General features: G+C 74.2%; 19 protein-coding genes. 10 read left to right on the forward strand and 9 right to left on the reverse strand.

Annotated elements, in window-relative coordinates; translation table 11 throughout:
- Nucleotides 1–92: 92 nt before the first annotated feature.
- The 6 genes from BKA22_RS20480 to BKA22_RS01980 all read left to right on the forward strand — a co-directional run bounded on the left by BKA22_RS20480 (nt 93) and on the right by BKA22_RS01980 (nt 8,518).
- On the forward strand, nt 93–1,880 hold the full coding sequence (locus BKA22_RS20480) for a gluconokinase, GntK/IdnK-type (protein WP_179561600.1): 1,788 nt from the start codon (nt 93–95) through the stop codon (nt 1,878–1,880).
- 213 nt (nt 1,881–2,093) lie between these two features.
- The gene (locus tag BKA22_RS01960; RefSeq protein ID WP_146951210.1) at nt 2,094–2,714 is read left to right on the forward strand and encodes a TetR/AcrR family transcriptional regulator; all 621 of its coding nucleotides are present in this window, start codon (nt 2,094–2,096) and stop codon (nt 2,712–2,714) included.
- A gap of 324 nt (nt 2,715–3,038) precedes the next feature.
- Nucleotides 3,039–4,205, forward strand: coding sequence for a magnesium/cobalt transporter CorA (gene corA, locus BKA22_RS01965; RefSeq protein ID WP_146951211.1), 1,167 nt, complete (start codon nt 3,039–3,041; stop codon nt 4,203–4,205).
- A gap of 131 nt (nt 4,206–4,336) precedes the next feature.
- Nucleotides 4,337–6,349, forward strand: a complete 2,013-nt coding sequence (locus BKA22_RS01970) for an APC family permease (RefSeq protein ID WP_223203386.1) — start codon at nt 4,337–4,339, stop codon at nt 6,347–6,349.
- A gap of 28 nt (nt 6,350–6,377) precedes the next feature.
- Nucleotides 6,378–7,847 carry a sensor histidine kinase gene (locus BKA22_RS01975; RefSeq protein WP_146951212.1) on the forward strand — a complete coding sequence of 490 codons (1,470 nt, stop codon included), beginning with the start codon at nt 6,378–6,380 and terminating at the stop codon, nt 7,845–7,847.
- Nucleotides 7,844–8,518 (forward strand): response regulator, encoded by a 675-nt coding sequence (locus BKA22_RS01980; RefSeq protein WP_146951213.1) that lies wholly within the window; start codon nt 7,844–7,846, stop codon nt 8,516–8,518. Before BKA22_RS01975 ends, BKA22_RS01980 begins: the two co-directional genes overlap by 4 nt.
- On the opposite strand, the gene BKA22_RS01985 is transcribed toward BKA22_RS01980, so the two are convergent.
- Together BKA22_RS01985 and BKA22_RS01990 are read right to left on the reverse strand one after the other, a co-directional pair.
- Nucleotides 8,481–9,185, reverse strand: a complete 705-nt coding sequence (locus BKA22_RS01985) for an HAD family hydrolase (protein WP_179561601.1) — start codon at nt 9,183–9,185, stop codon at nt 8,481–8,483. The genes BKA22_RS01980 and BKA22_RS01985 overlap by 38 nt on opposite strands.
- Nucleotides 9,170–10,240, reverse strand: a complete 1,071-nt coding sequence (locus BKA22_RS01990) for a phosphotransferase enzyme family protein (RefSeq protein WP_146951214.1) — start codon at nt 10,238–10,240, stop codon at nt 9,170–9,172. The genes BKA22_RS01985 and BKA22_RS01990 overlap by 16 nt, the downstream gene beginning before the upstream one ends.
- 297 nt (nt 10,241–10,537) lie before the next feature.
- Here BKA22_RS01990 and BKA22_RS01995 point away from each other — a divergent pair, with 297 nt between their 5' ends.
- Genes BKA22_RS01995 through BKA22_RS02005 form a run of 3 tightly spaced genes read left to right on the forward strand, consistent with a single transcriptional unit; the run spans nt 10,538 to nt 14,240 of the window.
- On the forward strand, nt 10,538–11,890 hold the full coding sequence (locus tag BKA22_RS01995) for an aspartate aminotransferase family protein (RefSeq protein ID WP_146951215.1): 1,353 nt from the start codon (nt 10,538–10,540) through the stop codon (nt 11,888–11,890).
- On the forward strand, nt 11,887–12,696 hold the full coding sequence (locus BKA22_RS02000) for a GntR family transcriptional regulator (protein ID WP_179561602.1): 810 nt from the start codon (nt 11,887–11,889) through the stop codon (nt 12,694–12,696). The genes BKA22_RS01995 and BKA22_RS02000 overlap by 4 nt, the downstream gene beginning before the upstream one ends.
- Nucleotides 12,693–14,240 (forward strand): amino acid permease, encoded by a 1,548-nt coding sequence (locus tag BKA22_RS02005; protein WP_146951217.1) that lies wholly within the window; start codon nt 12,693–12,695, stop codon nt 14,238–14,240. Before BKA22_RS02000 ends, BKA22_RS02005 begins: the two co-directional genes overlap by 4 nt.
- A gap of 85 nt (nt 14,241–14,325) precedes the next feature.
- Here the strand turns inward: BKA22_RS02005 and BKA22_RS02010 are convergent, their stop codons facing one another.
- The 7 genes from BKA22_RS02010 to BKA22_RS02040 form a co-directional block, all read right to left on the reverse strand.
- The gene (locus tag BKA22_RS02010; protein WP_146951218.1) at nt 14,326–15,624 is read right to left on the reverse strand and encodes a nitroreductase family protein; all 1,299 of its coding nucleotides are present in this window, start codon (nt 15,622–15,624) and stop codon (nt 14,326–14,328) included.
- The gene (locus BKA22_RS02015) at nt 15,621–16,310 is read right to left on the reverse strand and encodes a TetR/AcrR family transcriptional regulator (protein ID WP_146951219.1); all 690 of its coding nucleotides are present in this window, start codon (nt 16,308–16,310) and stop codon (nt 15,621–15,623) included. The genes BKA22_RS02010 and BKA22_RS02015 overlap by 4 nt, the downstream gene beginning before the upstream one ends.
- A 58-nt stretch (nt 16,311–16,368) precedes the next feature.
- Entirely contained in the window at nt 16,369–17,193 is an 825-nt protein-coding gene (locus BKA22_RS02020; RefSeq protein WP_146951220.1) for a DNA-formamidopyrimidine glycosylase family protein, read from the reverse strand.
- Between the two features lie 108 nt (nt 17,194–17,301).
- Nucleotides 17,302–18,774 carry a glutamate synthase subunit beta gene (locus BKA22_RS02025; protein ID WP_146951221.1) on the reverse strand — a complete coding sequence of 491 codons (1,473 nt, stop codon included), beginning with the start codon at nt 18,772–18,774 and terminating at the stop codon, nt 17,302–17,304.
- A 226-nt stretch (nt 18,775–19,000) separates the two neighbouring features.
- Nucleotides 19,001–21,088 carry a glycosyl hydrolase gene (locus BKA22_RS02030; RefSeq protein WP_146951222.1) on the reverse strand — a complete coding sequence of 696 codons (2,088 nt, stop codon included), beginning with the start codon at nt 21,086–21,088 and terminating at the stop codon, nt 19,001–19,003.
- Complete coding sequence (locus BKA22_RS02035) at nt 21,085–21,828, reverse strand: biotin/lipoyl attachment domain-containing protein (RefSeq protein ID WP_146951223.1); 744 nt, start codon at nt 21,826–21,828, stop codon at nt 21,085–21,087. The genes BKA22_RS02030 and BKA22_RS02035 overlap by 4 nt, the downstream gene beginning before the upstream one ends.
- A complete protein-coding gene (locus BKA22_RS02040) occupies nt 21,825–23,564 on the reverse strand; it encodes a glycosyltransferase family 2 protein (RefSeq protein ID WP_146951224.1) in 1,740 nt (579 codons plus the stop codon). Before BKA22_RS02040 ends, BKA22_RS02035 begins: the two co-directional genes overlap by 4 nt.
- Before the next feature lie 285 nt (nt 23,565–23,849).
- Between BKA22_RS02040 and BKA22_RS02045 the strand changes: the two genes are divergently transcribed.
- Entirely contained in the window at nt 23,850–25,046 is a 1,197-nt protein-coding gene (locus BKA22_RS02045; protein ID WP_146951225.1) for an MFS transporter, read from the forward strand.
- The last annotated feature ends 94 nt before the right edge of the window (nt 25,047–25,140 follow it).

Genomic DNA, 25,140 nt, shown 5'->3' on the forward strand with positions numbered 1-25,140 from the left:
CATGGTGTGCCCACGGCTCCAGCCTGCACCTGAGGTGCGCGCGCCGCGCGGTCAGCGTCACGGTCCTGCCGCCGGCACGGCAGGATCGGGGCATGAGCGAGACCCGGCCCGCGTCCCGTACCCGCAGCGACCGTGGGCCCGTGCGCGCGTGGACCCTGCTGCTGGCCGTGGTCGTGCCGACCGCGGTCGCCGCCGTGGTGGGGATGCTCCTCACCTGGCCCGGTGAGGCGACTGGCGCGGACCGCCCGCAGCTGGTCGACGTGGCCGTGGAGCTCGACTCCGCGCGGGTGACCGCCACGCAGCTGCAGCGGTGCGACGGCACGGTCGAGGACGTCCAGGCGGACGGCACGGTGCCCGACCAGGTCGACTGCCTGCAGGTCACCGCGCGGGTGACGTCGGGACCTCGCGCCGGGACGACGGTGGAGGTCTTCGCGACCGCCGGCCTGGGTGTCGACGACGTGCCGGTGGGCACCGCGGTCGTCGTGGAGTACTACCCCGAGGCGGACGGGTCCCCGGCCGTGTGGGCGTGGCACGGCTTCTCCCGGTCGCTGCCGCTGGGGGCCTTCGCGCTGGCGTTCGCCCTGGTCACGGTGCTTGTCGCGGGCGCGCGCGGCCTACGGGCGCTGATCGGTCTCGTCCTGGCGTTCGGGGTCCTCGCGCTGTACGTGCTGCCGGGCCTGGTCGCGGGAGAGAACGCCGTCGTCCTGGCGTTGTGCGGCTCGGCGGTGATCGTGCTGGTCGTGCTGTACCTGACGCACGGGGTCTCGTTGCGCACGACGACGGCCCTGGTGGGCACGCTGGTCGGCCTGCTCATGGTCGCGGCGCTGGGCGCCCTCGGGGCGCACGTCGCCCGGCTCGACCCGGTGACGACCGAGGACGCGTACCGGCTCTCGCAGCTGCTCGGCTCCGACGGGCCGCAGATCCTGCGGGGGGTGTTCCTGTGCGGGGTCGTGCTCGCCGGGCTCGGTGTGCTCAACGACGTGACGATCACGCAGGCGTCGGCCGTGTGGGAGCTGCGGGCGGCCGACCCGTCCGCCGGGTGGCGTCGGCTGTTCACGCAGGGCATGAGCATCGGCAGGGACCACATCGCCTCGACGGTCTACACGATCGCGTTCGCCTACGCGGGGGCCTCGTTGCCGGTGCTGCTGCTCCTGGAGGTCTACGGCCAGCCGCTGGGGCAGACGCTGACGAGCGGGCCGTTCGCGGAGGAGATCGTGCGCACGCTGGCCGGCTCGATGGGGCTGGTGCTGGCGATCCCGCTGACCACGGTGGTGGCGGCGCTGGTGGCGGTGACCGCGTCGGGCGAGCAGGCGCGGGTCGACGCCGACACCGAGCGGGTGCATGCGCACACCCACGCGGCCGGGATCGGGGCGCGTGCGGTGCCACGCCCCGGTGCGGCACCGCGGGTCGTGGTCATGGGCGTCTCGGGCTGCGGCAAGTCGACCGTGGGCGCTCTGCTCGCCGAGAGGCTCGGTGTCCCGTTCCTCGACGCGGACGACCTGCATCCGCGGTCGAACGTGGACAAGATGGCGGCCGGCGTGCCGCTCACCGACGAGGACCGCCTGCCCTGGTTGCGGCTCGTGGGCGAGGCGCTCGCCGAGGCGCCTGCCGGCGCGGTCGTCGCCTGCTCCGCGCTGCGCCGCGGCTACCGGGACGTGCTGCGCGAGGCCGCGCCCGAGGTGCGGTTCGTGCACCTGGCGGGCACCCGGGAGCAGCTCGCCGCCCGCCTGACCTCGCGTGTCGACCACTTCATGCCTGCTGCGCTGCTGGACTCCCAGCTGGCCACGCTCGAGCCGCTCACACCCGACGAGGACCCGGTGCTGCTGGACATCGCGCTCGCGCCCGCCGAGCTCGCCGAGCAGGCCGCACGGGCCCTGTGACCGGGCACCCGGTGGGGCCGTTCCTCATCCTGGTGCGCCCTTCTACGCGGCGGTAACCTCGACTCGGGTCTGCGACAAGCTGTCTCGTTCCCGCAGTCCCCTGCCGCAGCACGCCGCCACACGCCGCTACACGCCGCTACTCACTGAGCGCCCGCGCTCCACGGACCTCCGCCGGCCCGACGTCGTCGCCGGGGGCGGGAAGGACGCCTCCCGATGGACCCCCGACTCGCACGGACCCGCGAGGCCGCGCTCACCGCGGCGACCGACCTGCTGGCCGAGTACGGCATGACGGCGCTCACGCACCAGAACGTCGCCGCCCGCGCCGGCCTCGGGCGCGCGACCGTGTACCGCCACTGGCCGACCACGGTCGACCTGCTGCTCGACCTGCACGCCGCGCACCGGCCGCCGGGCTTCGTCACCGAGGGCGAGACCCTGCGGGGCAGGATCGCCGCCAACTACGACCTGCAGCTCGCGCACCTCGTCGACCCCCGTTCGCGCAACGTGTCGATCGCGTTGCAGGGTGCCGCGCAGGACGAGCGGGTGCACGCACGGCTCGTCGAGGCCAACGCCGCGCGGATGCGGTCGATCGCCGACGCCGTCGGCCCCGACTACGACCTCCACGACCGCCGGGACCACCTGCTCAACGTGCTGGCGCTGATGAACGGCCCGGTGCTGCAGCTCGCCGCGTTCAGCCGGCACGCGATCGACGCCGAGGTGCGGGCCACCGTGATCGACGCCGTCGTGGACTACCTGAACAGCTACTGCCGCACCACCTCCCCCGCGCCCGCACCCGCTCACGTCGACGCACCGATCCCGGTGTCACCGGTCGTCTGAGGGTCTACCCTGGGCCGGGCGGTCCGGGAGGACTGCTCACCAGCACGCCGCGGACGCGGCAGGACCAGCAGGAGGTGACGCCGCACATGCGCAGCGAACCTCCTCATCACATGGACTGACCGGCCCCCGCCGGCCCGTCCTCCACCGCACCCTGCCCTGCCCGGCCGAGGGGCGCTCCGCGCGCCCGCCGGGCTCCCGTCCGCCTGCACCGCGCGCGCTCGGGCCACGCTCGCCCCGGCTCCGCCGCCCTGCCCTCGAGCAGGACGACCAGGACCGCGCCGCGCCCGCCCGTGCCCGCCCGTGCACCGCCGCTGGAGCGTGCCCATGTCCGTCCGTCGCCACCGTCCGCTGCGTGCCCTGCGTCCGCTGCGTCCCCTTCCGCTCGCCGTCGGCCGTCGGCCGGCGAGCGACCCGTCCGCGACGCCCGGCGTCCGGCCCGACGCCGTCGAGCCCGCCGCGCCCGTCGGGCTGCACGGCGTCGTCGACAGCGCCGTCTACGACCAGGGCCGACGGGTGGCCTCCCCGGGTTCGCTCGTGCAGACCTACCGGTCGCTGCGCGAGCACGAGGACGGGCTGGCCTGGATCGGGCTGTACCGCCCCGACGCGAGCGAGCTGGCCTCGCTGGCCGCCGAGTTCGGGCTGCACGAGCTCGCCGTGGAGGACGCCATCCAGGCGCACCAGCGGCCCAAGCTCGAGCGGTACGGCGACACCCTGTTCGTCGTGCTCCGGGCGGCCACCTACGACGACGCGGCCGAGGAGGTCGGGTTCGGCGAGCTGCACGTGTTCCTCGGGCAGGACTTCGTCGTCACGGTGCGGCACAGCCAGTCGCCCGACCTGTCGAGCGTGCGCAGCCGGCTCGAGCAGGACCCCGAGCTGCTCGCCCGCGGCACCGAGGCGGTGCTCTACGCGATCCTCGACGCGGTCGTGGACGGGTACGCACCCGTGGTCGCCGGGCTGGAGAACGACATCGACGAGATCGAGTCGCAGGTGTTCCGCGGCGACCCGGAGGTCTCCCGGCGCATCTACGAGCTGTCCCAGGAGGTCGTCGAGTTCCAGCGGGCCGGCAGCCCCCTGGCGGCGATCCTCGCCGGGCTGACCGCCGGGTTCGACAAGTACGGCGTCGACGTCGAGCTGCAGCGCTACCTGCGCGACGTCGCCGACCACGTCACGCACGTCAACGAGCGCATCGAGGGTGCCCGGCAGTCGCTGCGGGACATCCTGACGGTCAACGCCACGCTCGTCGCGCAGCGGCAGAACGAGGAGATGCGGGCCCTGACCGTGGCCAGCTACGCCCAGAACGAGGAGGTCAAGAAGATCTCCGCGTGGGCGGCCATCCTCTTCGCGCCCACGCTCGTCGGGACGATCTACGGGATGAACTTCCAGGACATGCCCGAGCTGGGCTGGGCCTGGGGCTACCCGTTCGCGCTCGTGCTCATGGGCGTGGTCTGCGGCACGTTGTGGGCGGTGTTCCGCCGCCGCGGGTGGCTGTGAGCAGCACGACCGCGGCCGAGGAACCCGCTGTGAACCCGGTCACGCGGTCGGGCGTCAAGACCTGAGGGGTCCGCGTCAAGAACGCGTCAGGATCGTGCGCCCGGCCGGTGCACCGGCCGTTCACTGACCAGGTGACCCAGATCGCCAGCCTGCCCAAGCGGCTGCTCGTCGGGCAGCCGCTGCGCAGCGACCGCCTCGGCGACACGCTGCTGCCCAAGCGCCTCGCCCTGCCCGTCTTCTGCTCCGACCCGCTGTCCTCGAACGCGTACGCCACGCAGGAGATCCTGCTGGTGCTCTCCCTCGGCGGGGTGGCGCTGCTGCACCTGACGATCCCGGTCGCGGCGGCGGTCATCGTCCTGCTGCTCGTCGTCGTCGTGTCCTACCGGCAGACCTGCTACGCCTACCCGGGCGGCGGCGGCGCGTACGCGGTCAGCCGGGCGAACCTCGGGCAGCGCGCGGCCCTCGTCGCGGCGGCCGCGCTCCTCGTCGACTACGTGCTCACGGTCGCCGTCTCGATCGCGGCCGGCGTCTCCAACATCGTCTCGGCCTTCCCGACGCTGGCCCCCTTCGCGGTGGAGATCTCGGTCGCGCTGGTGGTGCTCATGACGCTGGCGAACCTGCGCGGCGTCAAGGAGTCCGGGAGCGCGTTCGCCGTGCCCACGTACGGGTTCGTGATCGCGGTGTTCACGATGATCGCCGTCGGGATCGCGCAGACCCTGCTCGGGCACGCACCCGTCGCCGAGTCCGCGAGCCTGAGCGTGCAGCCGGTCGGCGAGCACGTCGGCGTCCTGGCCCTCGTCGCGATCGGCCTGCGCGCGTTCGCCTCGGGCTGCACCGCCCTGACCGGCGTCGAGGCCGTCAGCAACGGGGTGCCGAACTTCCGGACGCCGAAGAGCAAGAACGCCGCCGGCACCCTCGGCATCATGGCCGTGCTCACCGTGACGATGTTCGCGGGCCTGACCGCGCTGGCCCTGGTCTCGCACGTGCACATCGCCGACGACGCCGCCCGGCTCATCGGGGCGCCCGAGGGGTACCACCAGCGCACCGTGATCGCCCAGGTCGCCGGGGCCGTGTTCGGCACCGGCAGCGTCGGCTTCTACGTGGTGCAGGTGTTCACCGCGCTGATCCTCGTGCTCGCGGCCAACACGGCGTTCAACGGCTTCCCGGTGCTGGCCTCGATCCTCGGCCAGGACGGCTACCTGCCCCGCCAGCTCGCCCGGCGCGGGGACCGCCTCGTGTTCAGCAACGGCATCATCATCCTGGCCTCGGCCGCCGTGGTCCTGCTCATGGCGTTCCGCGCGGACCCCAACAGGCTCATCCAGCTGTACATCCTCGGCGTGTTCGTCTCGTTCACCCTGAGCCAGGCCGGCATGGTCCGGCACTGGACGAGCGAGCTGCGGCTCGCGCCGGCGGCCGCCCGGGGACGAATGCGGCGCGCACGGGTCGTCAACGGCGGCGGGGCCGCGTTCACCGCGGTCGTGCTCGTCGTGGTCATCAGCACCAAGTTCACGCACGGCGCGTACCTCGTCGTCATCGCGATGCCCATCCTGTACGCGGCCATGCAGGGGGTGCGCCGGCACTACACCCGCGCCGACGCCGAGGTCACCCCCGGTCCGGAGGGCGTTCCGCTGCCGAGCCGCGTGCACGCGGTCGTGCTCGTCTCACGCATCAGCCGCCCCGCCCTGCGCGCCCTCGCCTTCGCCCGGGCGACCCGGCCGTCGACGCTGCGGGCCCTGACCGTACGCACCAGCCCGGAGGAGACCGACCGGCTCGTCGCGGACTGGACCGCACGCGACGTGCCCGTGCCGCTCACCGTGCTCGACTCCCCCTACCGCGACATCACCCGACCGGCGCTCGAGCACATCGCGGCGATCCGACGGGACAGCCCGCGCGACGTCGTGGCGGTGTTCCTGCCCGAGTACGTCGTCGACCGCTGGTGGGAGCAGCTGCTGCACAACCAGAGCGCGCTGCGCCTGAAGACCCGGCTGCACTTCATGCCGGGGGTCATGGTGACGTCGGTGCCCTGGCAGGCGGGGTTCGACCCCGCGGACGGCGTCGCACCCCGGGTCGGGGTCGATCCCGGGACCGTGCGACCCGCGCAGGACGACCTCCCGATGGGCGCACCGGTCGTCGCGAGCCGGTGAGCAGGCGCCCGCGTGCCAGGCTGAGCACATGAGCAGCCCATCGGGGTACGCGACGAGCGCCGCGGCGTCGCGCCTGACCCGGCTGTCACGGACCCGGCGCGGCACCGCGGTCGTCGTGCTGCTGGTCGCGCTGCCCGTGCTGACCGCGGCGGTCGTGGGCAGCAGCGAGCTGTCGCTGGGCAGCGCCCTCATGCTCTACGTCCTGCTGGTCGTGGTCGTCGCCTCCGTCGGGGGCATCGGTCCCGGGGTGCTCGCGGCCGTCGCCTCGGCGCTCACGGCGAACTGGTTCCTCATCCCGCCGCGGCACACGCTCGCGATCGAGAACCGGGACGCGGTCCTCGAGCTCGTGGTGTTCCTGGCCGTCTCGCTCATCGTGAGCGTCACGGTCGAGCTCGCGGCACGTGAACGCGCCACGGCGAGCCGCTCCGCACTGGAGGCGCGGGTGCTCGCCGACGTCTCGGCGCGCGCACCCGGGGACCTGCGGCCGGCCGACGTGCTCGAGGAGGTCCGCCGCGCGTTCGCGATGGTGGCGGTCGCCCTGGTCCGCACCCGCCCCGGACGGACGGAGGAGGTCGTGGCCTCGGTCGGCACGATGCCGGTCGGGCACGTACCCGCAGCGCCGCCGGTCGAGCGTTACTCCGGCGCCGTGCCTGCCGAGCCCGTCCAGCCGGCCGCGCGGCTGCGGGCCGGCGACGAGCTCGAGCTGGTCGCGTACGGCCCGGCGCTGTTCGCCGAGGACCGCGGCCTGCTGCAGCGCCTGGCGGCCGCGGCCGCCCGCGCGTGGGAGGGCCAGCGGCTCGCCGCGCACGCCGTGGAGCTGGCCGAGGCGGACCGGATGCGCGCGGCGCTGCTCGCCGCCGTCGGCCACGACCTGCGCACCCCGCTCGCCGGGCTCAAGGCCGCCGTGTCGAGCCTGCGGCAGGACGACGTGGACTGGTCGCCCGCGGAGCGCGCCGAGCTTCTCGGGTCGATCGAGGAGTCCACCGACCACCTGACCGACATCATCGCGAACCTGCTCGACATCAGCCGGATCGAGGCCGGTGCGGTCACCGCGCAGGTCGCCCCCGTCGCGCTCGACGAGGTCGTGGCCCGCACCCTGCTGCCCGTGCCCGCGGCCCAGGTCGACCTGGACCTGTCCGACACCCTGCCGCTCGTGCAGGCCGACGCCGGCCTGCTCGACCGCGTCGTCGCGAACCTCGTCGACAACGCCCGACGGCACACCCCGCCCGGCGTGCCCGTCGAGGTCCGCGCCCGGCTCGTCGGCGACCGCGTCGACCTGCAGGTCCGCGACCACGGACCGGGTGTGCCGCGGGAGAAGTGGGAGACGATCTTCGTGCCGTTCCAACGTCTCGACGACAAGGCCGTCGGTGGTCACACGGGCCTCGGCCTGGCCATCGCCCAGGGGTTCTGCGACGCGATGGGTGCCGCCCTGACGCCCTCGCACACCCCCGGCGGCGGCCTGACGATGACGGTCCGGCTGGTGGTGGCCGCACCGTGACCACGATCCTCGTCGTCGACGACGACCCGGTGCTCGGCCGGGCGCTGTCGATCAACCTGCGCGCCCGGCACATCGACGTCGACCTGGCCGTCGACGGTGCGAGCGCGCTGCACCGGGCGGCCACGAGCCCGTACGACCTGGTGATCCTCGACCTGGGCCTGCCGGACATGGACGGCGTCGACGTCGTGCACGGCCTGCGCGGGTGGTCCGACGTGCCGATCATCGTGCTGTCGGCGCGCGACTCGCAGTCGGCGAAGGTCGACGCGCTCGACGCGGGCGCCGACGACTACGTGACCAAGCCTTTCGGCATGGACGAGCTGCTGGCACGCGTGCGGGCGGCCCTGCGTCGCACCACGCACGAGCCCGACGCCCCGGTGGTGCGGACCGCGGCGTTCACGGTCGACCTCGCGGCGCACCGCGTCGAGCGCGACGGCTCCCCCGTGCGCCTGACCCCGACCGAGTGGCACGTGCTCGAGGTGCTCGTGCGGCACCCGGGCAAGCTCGTGACGCAGCGCGACCTGCTCCGCGAGGTGTGGGGGCCGGGGTACGAGCAGGAGACGAACTACCTGCGGGTGTACCTGGCCCAGCTGCGGCGCAAGCTCGAGCCGGAGCCTGCCCGACCGCGCCACCTGGTCACCGAGCCGGGGATCGGGTACCGGTTCGAGCCGTGAGCACGGGCCCCGCCAGCCCGAGCAGGTGCGCGAGCCCCCCGAGCCCGGGCAGGCGGACCAGGTGCGGGTGCGTGACGAGGTCGGCCGGCACGTCCTGCGTGGGGTCGACCTGGTACGTGCGCGCACCCGAGGCCAGGGCCGCGCGCACGCCCGTCGGCGAGTCCTCGACGGCCACGCAGACCACCGGGTCGACGCCCAGGCACGCCGCCGCCTGCAGGTAGCCGTCCGGTGCGGGCTTGGGGCGCCGCACGTCGTCGCCGGCCACCACCACCCGCACCGTGCCGGGTGGGGCGCACGCGGCGACCGCACGGGCCAGGCCGCCGTGCGTCGCGGTCACCCACGCGCACGGCACGCCCGCGGTCTGCAGCGCGACGAGCAGCTCGCGGGCACCCTCGCGCCACCGCAGCTCACGACGCAGCGTGCGACCCACGTGCGCGTGCAGCCGGTCGGTGAGCTCCTCGTCGCCGAGCGGGACGCCACGCCGACGCAGGTCGGTGCACAGCGCCGGGATCGACCAGCCCACGACCGCCCGGTCGTCGGCCGGGGTCCAGGGCAGGCCGTGGGCGCGGGCGACGTCGCCGACGGCCCGCGACCACGCCGGCTCGGAGTCGATCAGCGTGCCGTCCAGGTCGAGCAGGACGGCCGCGGGCCTCAGGAGACCAGCCACGTCGGGCGGCGCAGGTACTTCTCGGCGACCTCGACCGTGCCGGAACGCTGCGCCGACCACAGCTCGGGGGGCAGGGCGTCCTCGCGGTGCGTGGTCGTCCAGCCGAGCATCTGCAGGCGGCGGAGCATGGACAGCGCGCACGCGCGCTCCTCGTCGAGCACGTCGAGCGGACGGACCTGGGAGTAGCCCGACAGCCACTCCTTGGCCATCGCGTCGGCGTACGGCACGTGCTCCATGAAGGTCAGCGCGGCGGCGAAGTCGTAGGCGAACCAGCCGTACCCGCAGTCGTCGAAGTCGATGACCGTGAGCACGTCGCCGTCGATCATGATGTTCGAGGGTCGCAGGTCCGCGTGGATCAGCCCCCAGTACGACGGTGTGCGCGGGGCGTCGGCGAGCACCTCGAGCGCGGCCTGCTGCGCCCGACCGAGCAGCCTCACCGCGCCCGCGTCCAGGTCGGCGTCCTCCCACCGCCCCCAGCGGCACGTGGGCCCGACCATGTCGGCCAGCTCCCAGGAGTGCCTGCGGAACCCGGTCGGCGGCACCCAGGCCATCGCGTGCTCGTGCAGCTCGGCGGTCGTGCGCCCGATCTGCGCGTAGTACGGCACGGGGTCGGCGATGTCCTCCAGGATGCTGCCGGGCACGAAGCCGAACGACACGCACGTCCACCGGTGGCCGGCGTCGTCGGGCACGTCCACGGCGAAGCCGCCCTCGACGCTGCGCAGCCCGGTCGGCACGTCGGCCGTGCCGTGCGCGGCGAGCGCCTCGACCCAGGCGAGCTCCGACTCGAACGCGGCCGGGTCGCCCATGTAGCCGGGGCGGGCCACGCGGGTGACCGCGACCGGGCGCCCTGCCTGCCGGACCAGGAAGGTGGCGTTCTCCGAGACCGTGATGAGCGTGACCTGGGTGCGGCCGGGGTCGAACAGCCACGCGTCGACGATGCCGTCGCGCAGCCAGCGCGGGGCGGGGGCGCCCTGGGCGAGCGCGTCGAACGCGGCCAGCGACGCGGGGCCGGGCGCGGCAGCGGACGTGGGCGGGGAGAGCAGCTGATCGGTCATCGGAGCCCCTCACAGGTCGGGGCGGAGGCCGGGCGGGCGTGCCCATCGTGCGCGCCCGAGGTGGCCGGGCAGAAGGGGGCCGCGGCAGATTTCACGCGCCCGTCACAGAGCGAGCGGTCCGTGACCGGCCATTAACACCCGGGGGCCAGCGGTAACGCAGTTCTTACCTGCGCCCCTGACGGCGGGCGACCGCGCGGAGAACGATGGGCGTCATCCACGAGCGAGGGCCGGGCGGCCGACCGACGCGGACCGGGCGAGCACGCCCGCGCACCACCCACCACCTCGCGGAGGACCCCCGTGGCGACCCGTTCGACGATCATGGACACCAACAGCTTCCGCTCCGACGCCGGCGGTGAGCTGCCCTGGCCGACGGCGCAGCTGGTCCGCCGCCGCGAGCGCGTGCTCGGTCCCTCCTACCGGCTGTTCTACCGCCGCCCGGTGCACCTGGTGCGCGGCGAGGGTGCCCACCTGTACGACGCCGACGGCCTGCAGTACCTGGACGTCTACAACAACGTGGCCTCCGTCGGGCACTGCCACCCGCGCGTCGTGGCGGCGATCGCCGAGCAGGCCGCCGCGCTGAACACGCACACCCGGTACCTGCACGACCGCGTGGTGCAGTACTCCGAGGACCTGCTGGCCACGATGCCGGACGAGATCGACCAGGTCATGTTCATGTGCACCGGGTCGGAGGCCAACGACCTGGCGGTCCGGGTCGCCCAGGCCGCGACGGGCGGCACGGGCGTGATCGTCAGCGCCGAGGCGTACCACGGCAACTCGGCGCTGACCTCGCAGATGTCGCCCGCGCTGGGCACCGCGCAGCGGCTCGGCCTGGAGGTCCGCACGGTTCCGGTGCCGGACCCCCTGCGCACGGGAACCGACGACCCGGGCGCGTGGTTCGCGGCACGGATGGCCGAGGCGGTCGCCGACCTCGAGCGGCACGGCGTGAAGGTCGCGGCGTTCGTGGCCGACTCGATCTTCTCCTCCGACGGCGTCTTCCCCGACCCTGTCGGCTACCTGGCGCCCGCGGTCGACGTCGTGCGGCGGGCCGGCGGGGTGTTCGTCGCCGACGAGGTGCAGCCCGGCTTCGGGCGCACCGGGAGCGAGTTCTGGGGGTTCGCCCGGCACGGCGTGGTGCCGGACCTCGTCACGACCGGCAAGCCGATGGGCAACGGCATCCCCGTCTCGGCCATGGCGGCCCGCTCCGACGTGCTCGCCGCGTTCGGGGAGCAGATCCCGTACTTCAACACGTTCGGCGGCAACCCGGTGTCGATCGCCGCGGCCCAGGCCGTGCTCGCCGTCATCGCCGAGGAGCGGCTGCAGGAGCGGGCCGCCCGCACGGGCGCGCGGTTCCTCGACGAGCTGCGCACCCTCACGGCCGACCACCCGCTGATCGGCGACGTGCGCGGCGTCGGGCTCTACATCGGCGTCGACGTGGTCACCGACCGGGTGTCGATGGCACCGAGCACGCAGGTCGCGCTCGACCTGGTCGAGGCGCTGCGCGACCGTCGGGTGCTCACCAGCGTGTGCGGCGCGGGCGGCAACGTGCTCAAGCTGCGACCCCCGCTGGTCTTCTCCGACGACGACGTCGACTGGTTCTGCGCCGCGTTCGCCGACGCGCTCGACGACGTGCTCGTGCCGGACCGTCCGTGACCGCCGCGTCCGTCGACACCCTCTGCGTGCGGCTCCGGGCGCGGCTCGTCGCCGAGCAGCTCGGGCCGGGCGACCGGCTCGGTGACGAACGCTCGCTCGCCGAACAGCTCGGGGTGCCGCGCGGACAGCTGCGCGCCGCGCTCGACCGGCTCGAGGCGCAGGGCCTGGTCCGGCGGACCATCGGTCGCGGCGGCGGGGTGCAGGTGACCGACGGACGCATCGAACGGAACCTCAACACCATCGAGGGCCTGCCGGACATCGCCCGCTACCAGGGCTTCCACGTCGACACCCGGGTGCTGCGCGTCGAGCTCACCACCGCCGGGGCGCGTGAGCGCCGGCTGCTGCGGCTGCCCGAAGGGGCGACCGTGCACCGGCTGTCCCGGCTGCGGCTGGCCGACGGGCGACCGCTGTCGCTCGAGGAGTCGCACCTGCCCGCCGACCTGTTCCCCGGCCTGGCCGCGCAGGACCTCGGCTCGCTCTACCGGACCCTGCGCACCGTGTACGGCGTCGAGCCCGAGTACAGCGACGAGAGCCTCGAGCTGGCGTTCGCCGACCACGACCAGGCCGCGCTCCTCGAGGTCGACGTGGGCTCTCCCCTCGTGCACGTGCGCCGCACCGCGACGGGCACGGGAGGGCGCCCGATCGAGGCCGCGCACGAGCACTTCGTCGGCACCCGCATGCGGTTCCACCTGCGCAAGTACGGGTACGTCCACCCGTCCACCACCCCACCGGACCAGCTCACGCAGCCTGCACAACACCCCGCACAGCACCCTGCACAGCACCAGAACCCGAGGAGGACATCATGAGCGCGACAACGACCAGGAGCGTCGCCGGCGTGACCTACGCCGCCGCCGACCAGACGTACTTCGACAAGCGGGGCCTGACACGCACGGCCGGGTTCTGGGGCCTGTGGGGCATCGGCATCGCCGCGGTCATCTCGGGTGACTTCTCCGGGTGGAACTTCGGCATCGGCGAGGCCGGCTGGGGCGGGTTCATGGTCGCGACCGTGCTGGTCACGATCATGTACTTCGGGATGCTCTTCTCGATCGGCGAGATGTCGGCCGCGATGCCGCACACGGGCGGCGCGTACTCCTTCGCGCGGGCGGCGATGGGCCCGTGGGGCGGGTTCGTGACGGGCCTGGCCGAGACGGTCGAGTACGTGATGACGACCGCCGTCGTCGTCTACTTCTCGGGGCAGTACGCCGACTCGATCACCTCCGAGCTGTTCGGGGTGTCCCTGCCGGCATGGGCGTGGTGGCTGATCATCTACGGCGTCTTCCTCGCGCTGAACACGGCCGGGGCGGAGATCTCGTTCAAGTTCGCGTTCGTCGTCTCGCTGATCTCGATCGCGGTGCTCGTGGTCTTCGCCGTGATGGCCCTGGCCTCGTCCTCGCTCGACCTGGGCTCGCTCTTCGACATCGAGCCCGACCCGGGCCAGAGCACCTTCCTGCCGCACGGGTACGGGGCGATCTTCTTCGCGCTGCCGTTCGCGATGTGGCTCTTCCTGGGCATCGAGGAGCTGCCGCTGGCTGCCGAGGAGGCGCACACCCCCGCCAAGGACATCCCCCGGGCCGGCTTCTGGGGCATGGTCACGCTCGTCGTCACCGCCGCGGTCGTCGTCGTGCTCAACCCGGCGCTGACCGGGTCGGCCGCGCTGGCCGGCTCCGGCGAGCCCCTGCTCGACGGCTTCCGCGCGATGCTGCCCAGCGGCAACCTCGCCGCGGTCCTGTCCGCGTTCGCCCTGATCGGGCTGCTCGCCTCCACGCAGGGGATCATGTTCGCCTACGGCCGCAACATCTACTCGCTGTCGCGTGCCGGGTACTACCCGACCGCGCTGTCGCTCACGGGGGCCCGCAAGACGCCGTGGGTGGCGCTGCTCGTGGGTGCCGCGGTCGGCTTCGGCGCCCTCGCGCTCGTGGACTACGGCGTGGCCTCGGCCGGCTCGATCGTGCTGAACATCGCCGTGTGGGGCGCGGTGATCGCGTACCTGCTGCAGATGGCCTCGTTCGTGCTGCTGCGCCGCCGGTTCCCGCAGGCCGCGCGCCCGTACCGCAGCCCTGTGGGGGTGCCCGGGGCGGTCGTGGCCGGGCTGCTCGCACTCGCGATCTTCGTGGCGGTGATGCTCAACCCGGACTACCGCTCGGCGATCATCGCGATCGGCGTGGTGTTCGCGGTGGCGCTCGCGGCGTTCGCCCTGTGGGGCCGCTCACGGCTGGTCCTCTCGCCCGAGGAGGAGTACGCGATGTCGGGGGGGCTCAGCGCACCGACCGTCGCGGAGCTCTCACCGGTGGACGACCTCGCCGCACCCGGAGCGCCGCTGGAGGACGAGGGCGAGCTGGTCTCCTCCTGAGCGCAGCTCCCGGGGCGCCGCGCCTGCTGCGGCGCCTCTGGAGCCCCGTCCCCGGCGCCTCCTGTCGCTCCGGACCCCGTCCGGGTCAGGCGACGAGGACGTCGTCGAGCTCCCGACGCGGGCTCGTGCCGCCGGTGCGAGCCGGGTACCCGATCCGCAGGGTGAGCAGGCCGCGGGTGCGCCCGTCGGGCACGAGCTCCTCCCACCGGCGGGCCAGGTCATCAGCCGTCGCCCGGTCACCGGCCGTGCCGTACGCGACGGCGTCGAGGTACTCGGTGACCTGGTTCATCGGCTGGGCGGCCAGCCCCGCGGCCGTGCACTCCAGGAGCAGGCGCTGCAGGACCGCTCCCCCGGCCACCTGTTGCACCGGGTCGGTCACGTCGTCGACGACGAGCACCGCGTAGGCCGCGGCCGTGGCCGTGTGCACGTCCCGCGTGCGACGGAGCCAGAACTCGTCGCCCGACCGACGCGAGGAGGCCGGGAGCACCTTCGCAGCGAAGGCGGTGCCGGCGTCGAGCCCCTGGCAGTCGAGCGTGAGGCCGTCCCGGTGCGCGTCGAGCTGCGAACGGTCGCCGCGGAACCAGGAGAACGCCTCGACCGACATCGCCTCGTCGGCCACGACGGCGGCCGTCGCGTCCACGACGAGCGCCCCGAGCGCGTCCCGCTCCTGCGGCTCGTGCAGCCACAGCACCCGCACGCCGTCCTGCTCCGAGCGCGCAGCCAGGTCGGCCAGGACGTCTGCGCCCACGGCCTCGTCGGTGAACGCCCCACGGGCGGTGTGCCGCTGCGGCAGGACGGCCGCGAGCGCGGCGTCCCCTGCGGTGTCCGACCCCTCCGTGCCCGACTGCCCGAGCACGACCCGCGCGGCGGGACCGTGGGTGCCGTCGGGAAGATAGGCGGCGTGTGCGCCGACCTCGCGGCCGGCGGCCGCGACGAGCATGTTCGTCACGGCGCACCCGATGCCGGCGAGGTGCTCGCGGCCGGAGGCGTCGTTGACGGGCATCGTCCGGTCGGGGTCGGCATGCACGTCGATGGTCACCGTCGCACCGCCCGCGTCGGACGTCACCACGAACGTCCACGGCTGGGTGTTGTGCGGGTTGGCCGCGAGCACCCCGGCGGCCACCACGTGCCGCCCGAGGTCGTCGATGGCGTCCCACCCGGACCACAGCTCGTACGGCGCGCCCGAGCCGACCGAGAACGCCCCGTTGAGCCCGCCGCGCACGAGCGTGCCGAGCGACGCCGCGGCGACCAGCCCGCCGAGGCCGAGCGCGCCCCAGCGCAGCACGGTCCGCCGGGTGGGCCCGGTCGCGTCCGGGGTCTCGCCCGACGTCTGGTCGTCCGGGACGTCCGGGACGTCCGGGGTGGTGGGCGTGCCGCCGGTCATCGCGCGGCCTCCTGGTCGGTGAGCGCGGGCTGCTGCACGGCGGCGTCGGGCAGAGCGAGGGCGGCACGGCCACGCGCGGTCAGGTGGCCGAGCAGCGGCCCGGCCAGCACCTCGGCGGCCCGGGGGTCCTGCCCGTCCGGGGCGATCGCCTCGAGCAACCCCGGTCCGAGCTCGGCCAGCACCCAGCCGCCCACGACGAGGTCGCCCGTGGTCAGGGGCGGGTGCGCGGGACGGACGAGCCCGGCCTCGACGAGCGTGTCGACGGCACGGGTGAGGGTGGCCACGCGCGTGCGGTAGCCGGTGCGGTACGTCTGGGCGACCTCGGGATCGCTGCGCAGCAGGAAGACCAGCTCGCGGGCGAGCGGGCCGTGCCGGCGGTTCACCGCCGGCTGTCCACCGAGCACGGCTGCGACCGCGCGCAGGACCGCGACGGGGTCGCCGGAGCCCAGGTCGTCGGGGAAGACCGACTCCTCCTGCCACCGTTCGACCAGGGCGCGCAGGATCGCCGGCTTGCCGGAGAACCAGTAGTAGAGGTTCCCCGGGCTGATCCCGGCGCGCTCGGCGACGTGGTTGGTCGACACCGGGCCGATGCCACGTTCGTCGAACAGGGCCAGGGCGGCGTCGAGGATCTCCTCGCGCCGCCGGGTGCGGGTGGCGGGTGCGCCGTCGCGTCGGGTGCCGGTCATGCAACTAGAGTAAATGCTCTAGTCAAGCCCGGCCACCCTCCGCGCCTTGCCCGGCCCGCTACTCCTGACAGCCCGTGCAGAAGTAGACGCCGCCGCCCAGGTAGGTCTCCTTCACGATCCGCCCCCCGCACCGCGGGCACGGCAGCTCGAGCGTCCGCCGGCTCAGCACCGTGCGATACCCGCCCGGCTCCCCCGACAGACCCTTCTCGGTGTCGCGTCCACCTCCGGCGACCATCGCCGCCAACGTCGAGCGCACGGTGTCGACCAGGTCGGCCCGCGCGGCCGCGTCCAGCGTGGCCACCGCGTGCCGCGGGTGCAGCCCCGCGTTCCAGCAGATGTCCTGCAGGACACCGTTGCCCAGGCCCGGGATGCGCTGCTGCGTCGCCAGGAACGCCTTCACCGACCCGCGCTCCACACCCGGCTGCGCCCACAGCCCGGCCACCCACGCGTCGTCGAACGCCGACGACAGCGGTGACGGGGCGGCCAACGCCGCCGCCAGGAACCGGTTCGGCTCGTCCGGGCCCACCAGGTGCAGGCCGCCGTACATCTGGACCGTCACCGTCACGACCGACCCGTCGTCCAGGTCGAGCCGCAGCTGGTGCCGCCCCGGCACCTGGGCGCCCGGGGCGTGCAGCCGCGGATAGGCACCGTCGAACAACGCCAGGCGCTCACCGTCGCCGACGTCCAGGAGCACCAGCCCGCCGTACGCCGCGGCACCGACCACGACCCGGCCGGTCAGCCGTTCGCCGTACGAACCCGGGTCACCGGAGAAGGAGGCGAACCGGTGCGGGGTCGTCCCCGCCCGCACGTCCACGAGCACGCGCCCGCTCAGCGCGGCATCCAGCCCAGCAGCGAAGGTCACGGCCTCAGGAAGCTCGATCATGGACCCAGCCCACCGCGGCCCGCGGTCACCCACCAGGGACGAAGGGACCGGACCGCAGTCAGGCGCGCAACGCCGCCCTGCCGTCAGGCGCGCAACGCCGCCCTGCCGTCAGGCGCGCAACGCCGCCGTGCCCGCCCGGATCGGCGAGGGAAGCTCCGTCAGGCCCGACAGGTACGTGTCCACCGACGCGGCCGCGGCACGGCCTTCGGCGATCGCCCACACGATGAGCGACTGCCCGCGGCCGGCGTCGCCCGCGACGAACACGCCCGGCACGTCCGTGGCGAAGTCGTCACCGCGGGCCACTGTCCCGCGCGCGGTCGTCGCCACGCCCAGCTGCTCCAGCAACGGACCCTGCTCGGGGCCGGTGAAGCCCATGGCGAGCAGCACGAGCTGCGCGGGGATCTCCCGCTGCGAACCCTCGACCGGGGTGAAGCGCCCGTCGACGAGCTCGACCTCGACCAGCTGCAGCGCCCGCACCTGGCCGTCGTCGTCGGCGAGGATCTCCTGGGTGCTGACCGCGTAGACCCGCTCGCCACCCTCCTCGTGAGCGCTCGCGACGCGGTAGATCATCGGGTAGGTCGGCCACGGCTGCGAGGCCGGACGCTCCTGCGGCGGGCGCGGCATGATCTCCAGCTGCGTGACCGAGCGGGCCCCCTGCCGGATCGCCGTGCCGACGCAGTCCGCACCGGTGTCGCCGCCGCCGATCACCACGACGTCCTTGTCGGTCGCGACGACCTGGTCGACGACCGCCTCGCCCCGCGCGACCTTGTTGGCCGGCACCAGGTACTGCATGGCCTGCAGCACGCCGCCGTGCTCGCGTCCGGGAACCGGCAGGTCGCGCGGCGTGGTGGAGCCGACCGCGAGCACGACCGCGTCGTAGCGCTCGCGCAGCTGCTGACCGGTGACGTCGGTGCCGACCGCGACACCGTTGTGGAACCGCGTCCCCTCGGCCTCCATGAGCGCCAGCCGACGGTCGACGTGCCGCTTCTCCATCTTGAACTCGGGGATGCCGTACCGGAGCAGGCCACCCGGATGGTCCGCCCGCTCGAACACCGCGACGGTGTGCCCGCAGCGCGTCAGCTGCTGCGCCGCGGCGAGCCCGGCGGGCCCGGAACCAACGACGGCGACCGTCTTGCCGGTCATCCACTGCGGCACCTGCGGCTGCACGAGGCCGCGGTCGAACGCCTCGTCGATGATCGTGACCTCGACGTTCTTGATGGTGATCGGCGGCTCGTTGATGCCGAGCACGCACGAGGTCTCGCAGGGCGCCGGGCACAGCCGCCCGGTGAACTCCGGGAAGTTGTTCGTCATGTGCAGGCGCTCGATGGCGTCGGCCCACTGACCGCGCCAGACCAGGTCGTTCCACTCGGGCATGACGTTGCCGAGCGGGCAGCCGTTGTGGCAGAACGGGATCCCGCAGTCCATGCAGCGGCCGGCCTGGCGGGTGATCATCGCCAGGTCGTCGGGGTTGCCGGCGCGGTGGGCGTGCACCTCGCGCCAGTCCAGGATCCGTACGTCGACGGGTCGGTCCGCGGGCAGCTCGCGCTGCCGGGTCGTCAGGAACCCTCGGGGGTCTGCCACGTCGCCGCCTCCTCCTGCCGGGCACCTCGCCCGTCCGTGCGCCGAGCGACCGGGCCCGACCAGGACGCAGGCTACGGGGGCAGGTCCTGATCGGCCCAGCCGAAGGTCCCGGAACCGGGCACCGCTCGCCGCGCCGACGGCGTCGTCGCAGGTCAGAAGGGGTGAGGGGCCGCCGCGGGCGGGCACGTCCGCTGCCCGGTGCGTGAGACCGCGCCCTTCGGGGAGCTCACCCCGCGCGGGCCGGCGGCGCCGCGAGCCAGGCCTGCAGGTAGGTGCGCGAGTCCGCGTCGTCGATCGCGTCGTCGGGCAGGTCGGCAGCAGCCAGGGCCGCCGCCTGCGGGTCGACGAGCGCCAGGTATATCACGAGGTAGTCCCCGAACTGCACGTCGAACCCCGTCGGCGTCGCCTCGGCGACCGCGGCACGCACCTGGTCGGCGTCGGCCGCGAGCAGGCCGTCGACCGCGGGCATCGGCAGCAGCTGGATGCCCAGCATCGCCGAGGGCTCCGCGCTGAACCACGTCGCGTAGTCCCGCTTGGCGCCCCAGGACAGTGCCATCACCCGGTGCTCGAACCCCTGGGACGTGAGCCAGGACAGGTCGGGTTCGGTCCAGTACGCCCGCGCGCTGAACGCCTCGAGCGAGAGCAGCCAGGCGGCCTGCGTCCCCAGGTCGTCCTGCCCGCTCGCGCGCGCCCACAGACCCAGACCGTTCCAGGCGGAGGTTGCCTCCGCGGTCGACTCCTGGTTGTTCCCGTCGGCGAAGGGTGCGGTGCCCGAGGCCCACGAGTGCCCGCGGTAGACGTCCACGACCCGCAGCGCCGGGAACCACGCGGAGGCCTGTCCTGCCGCGATGTCGAGGGCGAGCAGGTCCATCACGGGTGCCAGGTCGTCGGCCAGCGCCGGGTCGTCGGCGGCCATGAGGCCCGCGGCGCCGAGCAGATACCCGTAGTGGAAGTGGTGGTCGTTGAACAGCTCGGAGCCGAACGACGGTGTCAGACCGACGACCCCACGGGCGGCCTCGTCGTAGACGAAGCAGCGGGCGTCGCGCCGGGAGCAGCCGTCGGGCTCGGCCCACTCGCGCAGCGCGGCCTCCACCCGGTCGGCCAGCGAGGCCACCACGTCGTCGGCCCCGAGCGCGCGGCCGAGCGTGACCAGCATCGCCGAGCGGTAGAGGGCCTTGCCGCCGAAGTAGGTGTCGGACGGGTAGGCACCCGTCGCGGCGACATCGGTGCGCAGCTGGTCCACGAGGGCGGCCCGGGTCGACCCGTCGACCCCGGCGACGTCGGGCGCCGCGGTCGGGGTGAGCGCCGGCACGCGGGTCACCAGGTCCGGCCCCGGGCAGAGCGTGAGGGTGCCGTACACGCTCGGATAGGTGCCCAGGTCGCAGCCACCGGTCGGCATGGCGCCTGCGGCGACGTGGTGCGGCATGGCGGCGAGCACGGTCGGCGTCCCGTCGGCGGTCGCGTAGCGCAGCGTCGTGCGGGCGACGCCGTCGCCCACGCCGTAGGTCACGGCCGTGCTCGTCACCGGGTCGGCGGCGGCTGCCGCGAGCACCGCGAGCGCCTCGGTGCCGGCGTCGTCGGGCAGCGGGTACACGGTGGCGCGCCCCCCGGCCTCGAGCGTGACCCGACGACCGTCGAGCTCCCCCGTGGTCACCAGCGCCCAGGTGCGGCCGGCGACCTCGACCGTCGCCGGGTCCTGCGCGGTGCCCGCACCGTCGGCGAACGCGACGTCGGTCGTGAGGGTCAGACCCTGCTCGGCCGTGAACGCCACGAACGGCGAGCCCTCGGCGATCACGAGCCGCCCGAGCGGCGTGCCGGACGCATCGAGCTGGTCGATCGTCACCGACGCGGTGTCGTAGGCGCTCACGCGCGCCGAGCGGGCACCGGCGTCCATCGTCACCGCCGGCACGTGCGGGCCGACGACCGCGGCCGCGGACACGACCGGGTCGGGGAGCCCGACCGACCAGCCGCCGTCCGCGAGCGCGAACGAGACGGGCAGCGCGAACACCGGCTCGGGGTCCTGACCGAAGACCAGCCCGCTGAACCACCGGTTCGTCGGTGGGACCAGGCCGTCGGCGAGCCGCGCCGGGCCGAGGTCGCCCGGCGAGCCGTGGTCGACCGCGGCCACGAGCGTCTCGGCATCCAGGTCGGGCGGGTCCGCGTCCGGCGGGTCGCCCGACCCGAGGCCGACCACGCCGGATCCCGGGTCGCCCGGGTCCCCGCCGGTCACGCCGGGGAGGGCCAGCGCGGCGACCGCGGCACCGCTCACGAGCACCGCCGCCGCGCCGCACGCGACCAGCAGGCCGCGCCTCATCCGCGCCACCGCTCCCAGAGGGTGTGCACGGAGGCGGTGACCTCGTCGGTCACCGCGCTGACCACGCCGCTACGGCGCAGGTGCAGCTCGGCGTCGACGGGTGTGCCGGGGGCGACCAGCCCGTCGGCGGCGCCCCGGACGAGCCGGGCGCTGCCCACGGTGACGACGGCCTGCGCCACGCCGCCCGAGGACTGCACGGTCACGTCCGTGACCTCGCCCTCGATCCGGGTGCCGTCCGGGAGCGCGACGGTGACGGCGGCGTCGTCCTCCATCCGCGCGTACTGCTCGGGCGACAGCTCGTACTGCGCCGTGACGAAGAGCGTGCCCGCGCGTTCGACCGTGGCCAGGACCGCGCCCGCCTGCACGAACGAGCCCGTGGTGGTGCGCAGGTCGGCGACGACCCCGTCGCCCGTGGCGGTGACGGTCAGCAGCCCGCTGGCGTCGATGGTCGCCGCGGACGTGTCGGGGTCGACCAGCCCGGCGGCGACGTCCTGGCGCAGGGCCGCGCTGTCGACGACGACGAGCGTGTCCCCTTCGGCGACCGTGTCGCCGACCGCCACGGGCTGCTCGACGACGAGCCCGGCGTAGGAGGTGCCCACGTCGTAGGTGAGCGTCCCGATCGACGCTTCCGTGCTGGCCACCCGGGCCTGCGCACGGTCGAGGTGCACCGTCAGGGCGGCCACCGCCGCGAGCACGAGCAGCAGCCCGAGCAGCAGCCGCAGCCGCGCGACGGCGGTCATGCCGCCCCCTCACGGGCGGCGACCAGCGCCGGACGCCTCGGCGCACGCGCACGGCGTGGGCCGTCGGGTGCCGCCGTGCGACGCGCCTGCCGGGCCTGCTGGGTCCGCCGGGCCTGCGCTGCCGTCCTCCTCTGCTCGCGCGCCGCCGTGACGACGAAGGAGCCGAGGATCAGTGCGTTGGTCGTGTTCCAGGCGAGCGCGAGGCTGAGCGTCCCGGTGCCCAGGTCACGCCAGAGCCCGACGACCGAGGTGAGGGACAGGAAGACGAAGAAGAGCACCTGGGGTGCGATGAACGCGAACGGGGAGACGGCGACCCCCTTGCGGCCCGTCACGTGCCAGCCCTTCTCGCGACGCAGCAGGGCGTCGACGAACGCACGGGCGTAGATCGGGAACGAGACGGTGGCGAGCATGAGGGTCTCCCACCGGAACGTGCCGAGCGTGTAGAGGGCCAGGGCGATCTGCATGACGTAGAACCCGGCGTAGTAGAGGATCCAGGTGCCGGTCGAGGTGTCGATGGCCATCGGCGAGAGGCCGAAGTAGATCTGCAGCGGCGGGACGAGCAGCAGCAGGAGCGGGGTGATGCCCGTCAGGTAGTGCGTGGCGGTCACCGTGTACTGCAGCCGCTGGTCGAGCGTGAGCGTGCGGCGCCGCGACAGCGGGTTGTGCGTGAGCAGGATCTCGAAGCCGCCGGTGGCCCAGCGCTGCTGCTGCTTGGTGTAGGCCTCGATGGTCTCGGGGGTGTCGCCGACGGCGAGCGGCGTGGGGATGTAGACCGACCGCCAGCCGCGTTCGTGCAGCAGCAGCGAGGTCCAGACGTCCTCCGACTTGGAGTCGGTGTACATGCCGCCGATGTCCTCGATCGCGCTGCGGCGAAAGATGACGTTGGTGCCGACGCAGAAGGCCGCGTTGAACCGGTTCCGGCCCGGTTGGACGTACCGGTAGAACACGGCCTGCATGTACCCGGCGCCGCGCGAGATCAGGTTGTGCAGGTTGCCGTAGACCTGCGGGGTCTGCACGAACGCGACGTCGGTGGAGGCGAAGAAGGGCAGGGTCTCGCGCAGGAAGGCCGGGTCGGCGACGAAGTCGGCGTCGAGGATGACGAAGAACTCCCCGTGCGTGAGCGAGAGCGCGTGGTTGACGTTCCCGGCCTTCGCCCCGCCGGAGGAGCGCCGACGCACGTACCGCACGCCGAGCTCGGCGGCGAGGTCCCGGATCTCGTCGGAGCGTCCGTCGTCGAGGACCCAGGTCAGGTGCGCGCCCTCGATGTCGCGGGCGGCCTCGAGCGTGCGGCGCACGACCTGCGGGTCCTCGCCGTAGGTGGTGACGAACACGTCGACGTCGACGTACCGGTCGAGCAGGTAGGGCCGCCAGCGGCGCGGGTCGTCGCCGGCGCCGTCGCGCAGGATCTCGGGGGCGTCGAAGAGCCGGTCCTGCGCGTGGTGGAACGCGAACCCGCGCGGGTTGTGCCCGGCGGACATGATCGTCCACATCGACAGCAGCGCCTGGGCGACGAGCACGGTCTCCGCGGACATCACCATGAGGTACGGGACGAGGTCCCCGCGGTGGTCGGGGTCGAGCAGGAACGCGGCGTAGGCGAGCACTCCCGCGCTGGCGAGCAGCACGAGCAGCATGAGCGAGGGGGACTCGGCGGCGGAGTCGTCGGGGCGGGCGCCCGAGCGCGGGTCGTCGGTGCGCCGGGGGGTCGTGAGCAGTCGGTCGACATCGGTGAGGGTCATCGCAGCTCCCTGGAGGAGGGGGGCGGGGCGCTCGCACGGTGGGGCTGGCGGCGGGTGCGCGACGGCGGCGATGGCGGCGGCGACGAGTTCCCGGCATCTCGGACGAACCGGATCAAGGGGACGTTCCACGCCGACGGTACGAGCGGTGTGTGTCGACCAGATGAACGCCGCGTGTGACCTAGGTCACGATCGAGCGCGTCATGGCGCGCGTGCACCAGGCCCCGCGGCACGCCATCGTGGACGGCGCGTGCGCCGCCCGCTCGCGCCCGACGAGTCAGGAGCCGCATGCAGGACCCCGCTCCTCCCCCCGTTCCCGCAGCCGCCCCGGCAGCGCCGCGCACCCTCGCACCGCTCTACGCCGCCGGCTTCACCACGGCCTTCGGCGCCCACGGCGTCGCAGCCGCCATCGGCGCCCGCTCGGACGACCTCGGCCTCGCCCTGCTCACCTTCGGGCTGCTGCTGGCCGTCTACGACCTCGCCGAGGTCGTCCTCAAACCCGTCTTCGGCTCGTGGGCCGACCGCATCGGCATCCGCCCCGTGCTCGTCGGCGGGCTGCTCGCCTTCGCCGCGGCCTCGCTCGTCGCGGTCGGCTCGAGCGACCCGCTCGTCGTCGGTGCGGCACGGCTCGGCCAGGGGGCCGCGGCCGCGGCGTTCTCCCCCGCCGCCTCGGCGGCCGTCGCACGACTGACCGGACCGTCGACCCGCGGTCGCACCTTCGGTCGGTACGGGTCGTGGAAGAGCCTCGGCTACGCGCTGGGGCCGCTGCTCGGCGCCGGCCTCGTCGCGCTCGGCGGGCTGCCCGCCCTGTTCGTCGCGCTCGCCGCGACCGCCCTGGTCACCGGGCTGTGGGCCCGCGTCGCCCTGCCGGAGCTCCCCGTGCTGCCCCGCCCCCGCTACACCGTGCGCGACCTGCTGCGGCAGACGACCGACCGGGCCTTCCTGGTGCCCACCCTCGCCCTCGCGGCGACCACCGGCGCCCTGGGGGTGGCCGTCGGCTTCCTGCCCCTGCTGGGGACGCGGCTCGGCGCCGGAGTCCCGACGAGCATGGCCACGGTCACCGTGCTCGCACTGGCCTCGAGCGCCGTCCAACCCCTCGTGGGCCGGTGGCACGACGAGGGGCGCGTCGGCACGTCCACCGGCACCGCGGGCGGGCTCGTGCTCGTGGCCGCGGGCCTCGTGCTCGCGGCGCTCGTCCCCGGTGTCGCGGGGCTGTTCGCGGCCGCAGCCGTCCTCGGCACGGGCATCGGTACGACCACCCCGCTCGCCTTCGCGCACCTGGCCGCCACCACGCCGCACGAGCGGATGGGGCGGACCATGGGCAGCGCCGACGTCGGGCGCGAGCTCGGCGACGCCGGGGCACCGCTCCTCGTCGGCGCCGTCGCGACCGTGGCCTCACCCGCCGCCGGGATCCTCGTGCTCGCCACGCTCGTGGCGGGCACCGCCGCGGTGTGCCGCACCTCGCTGCGCACACCCCCGCACTGAGACCCGGGCCCGGGACCTTGGCTCCCGTGGCGCCCGGGGCCGGGGGCCTACCCTGGTCGGGTCACGGACCGCGGGAGCCCGGGTCCGGCGCAGT

This window comes from Cellulomonas soli (genome assembly GCF_013409305.1).
Taxonomy (GTDB): domain Bacteria; phylum Actinomycetota; class Actinomycetes; order Actinomycetales; family Cellulomonadaceae; genus Cellulomonas; species Cellulomonas soli.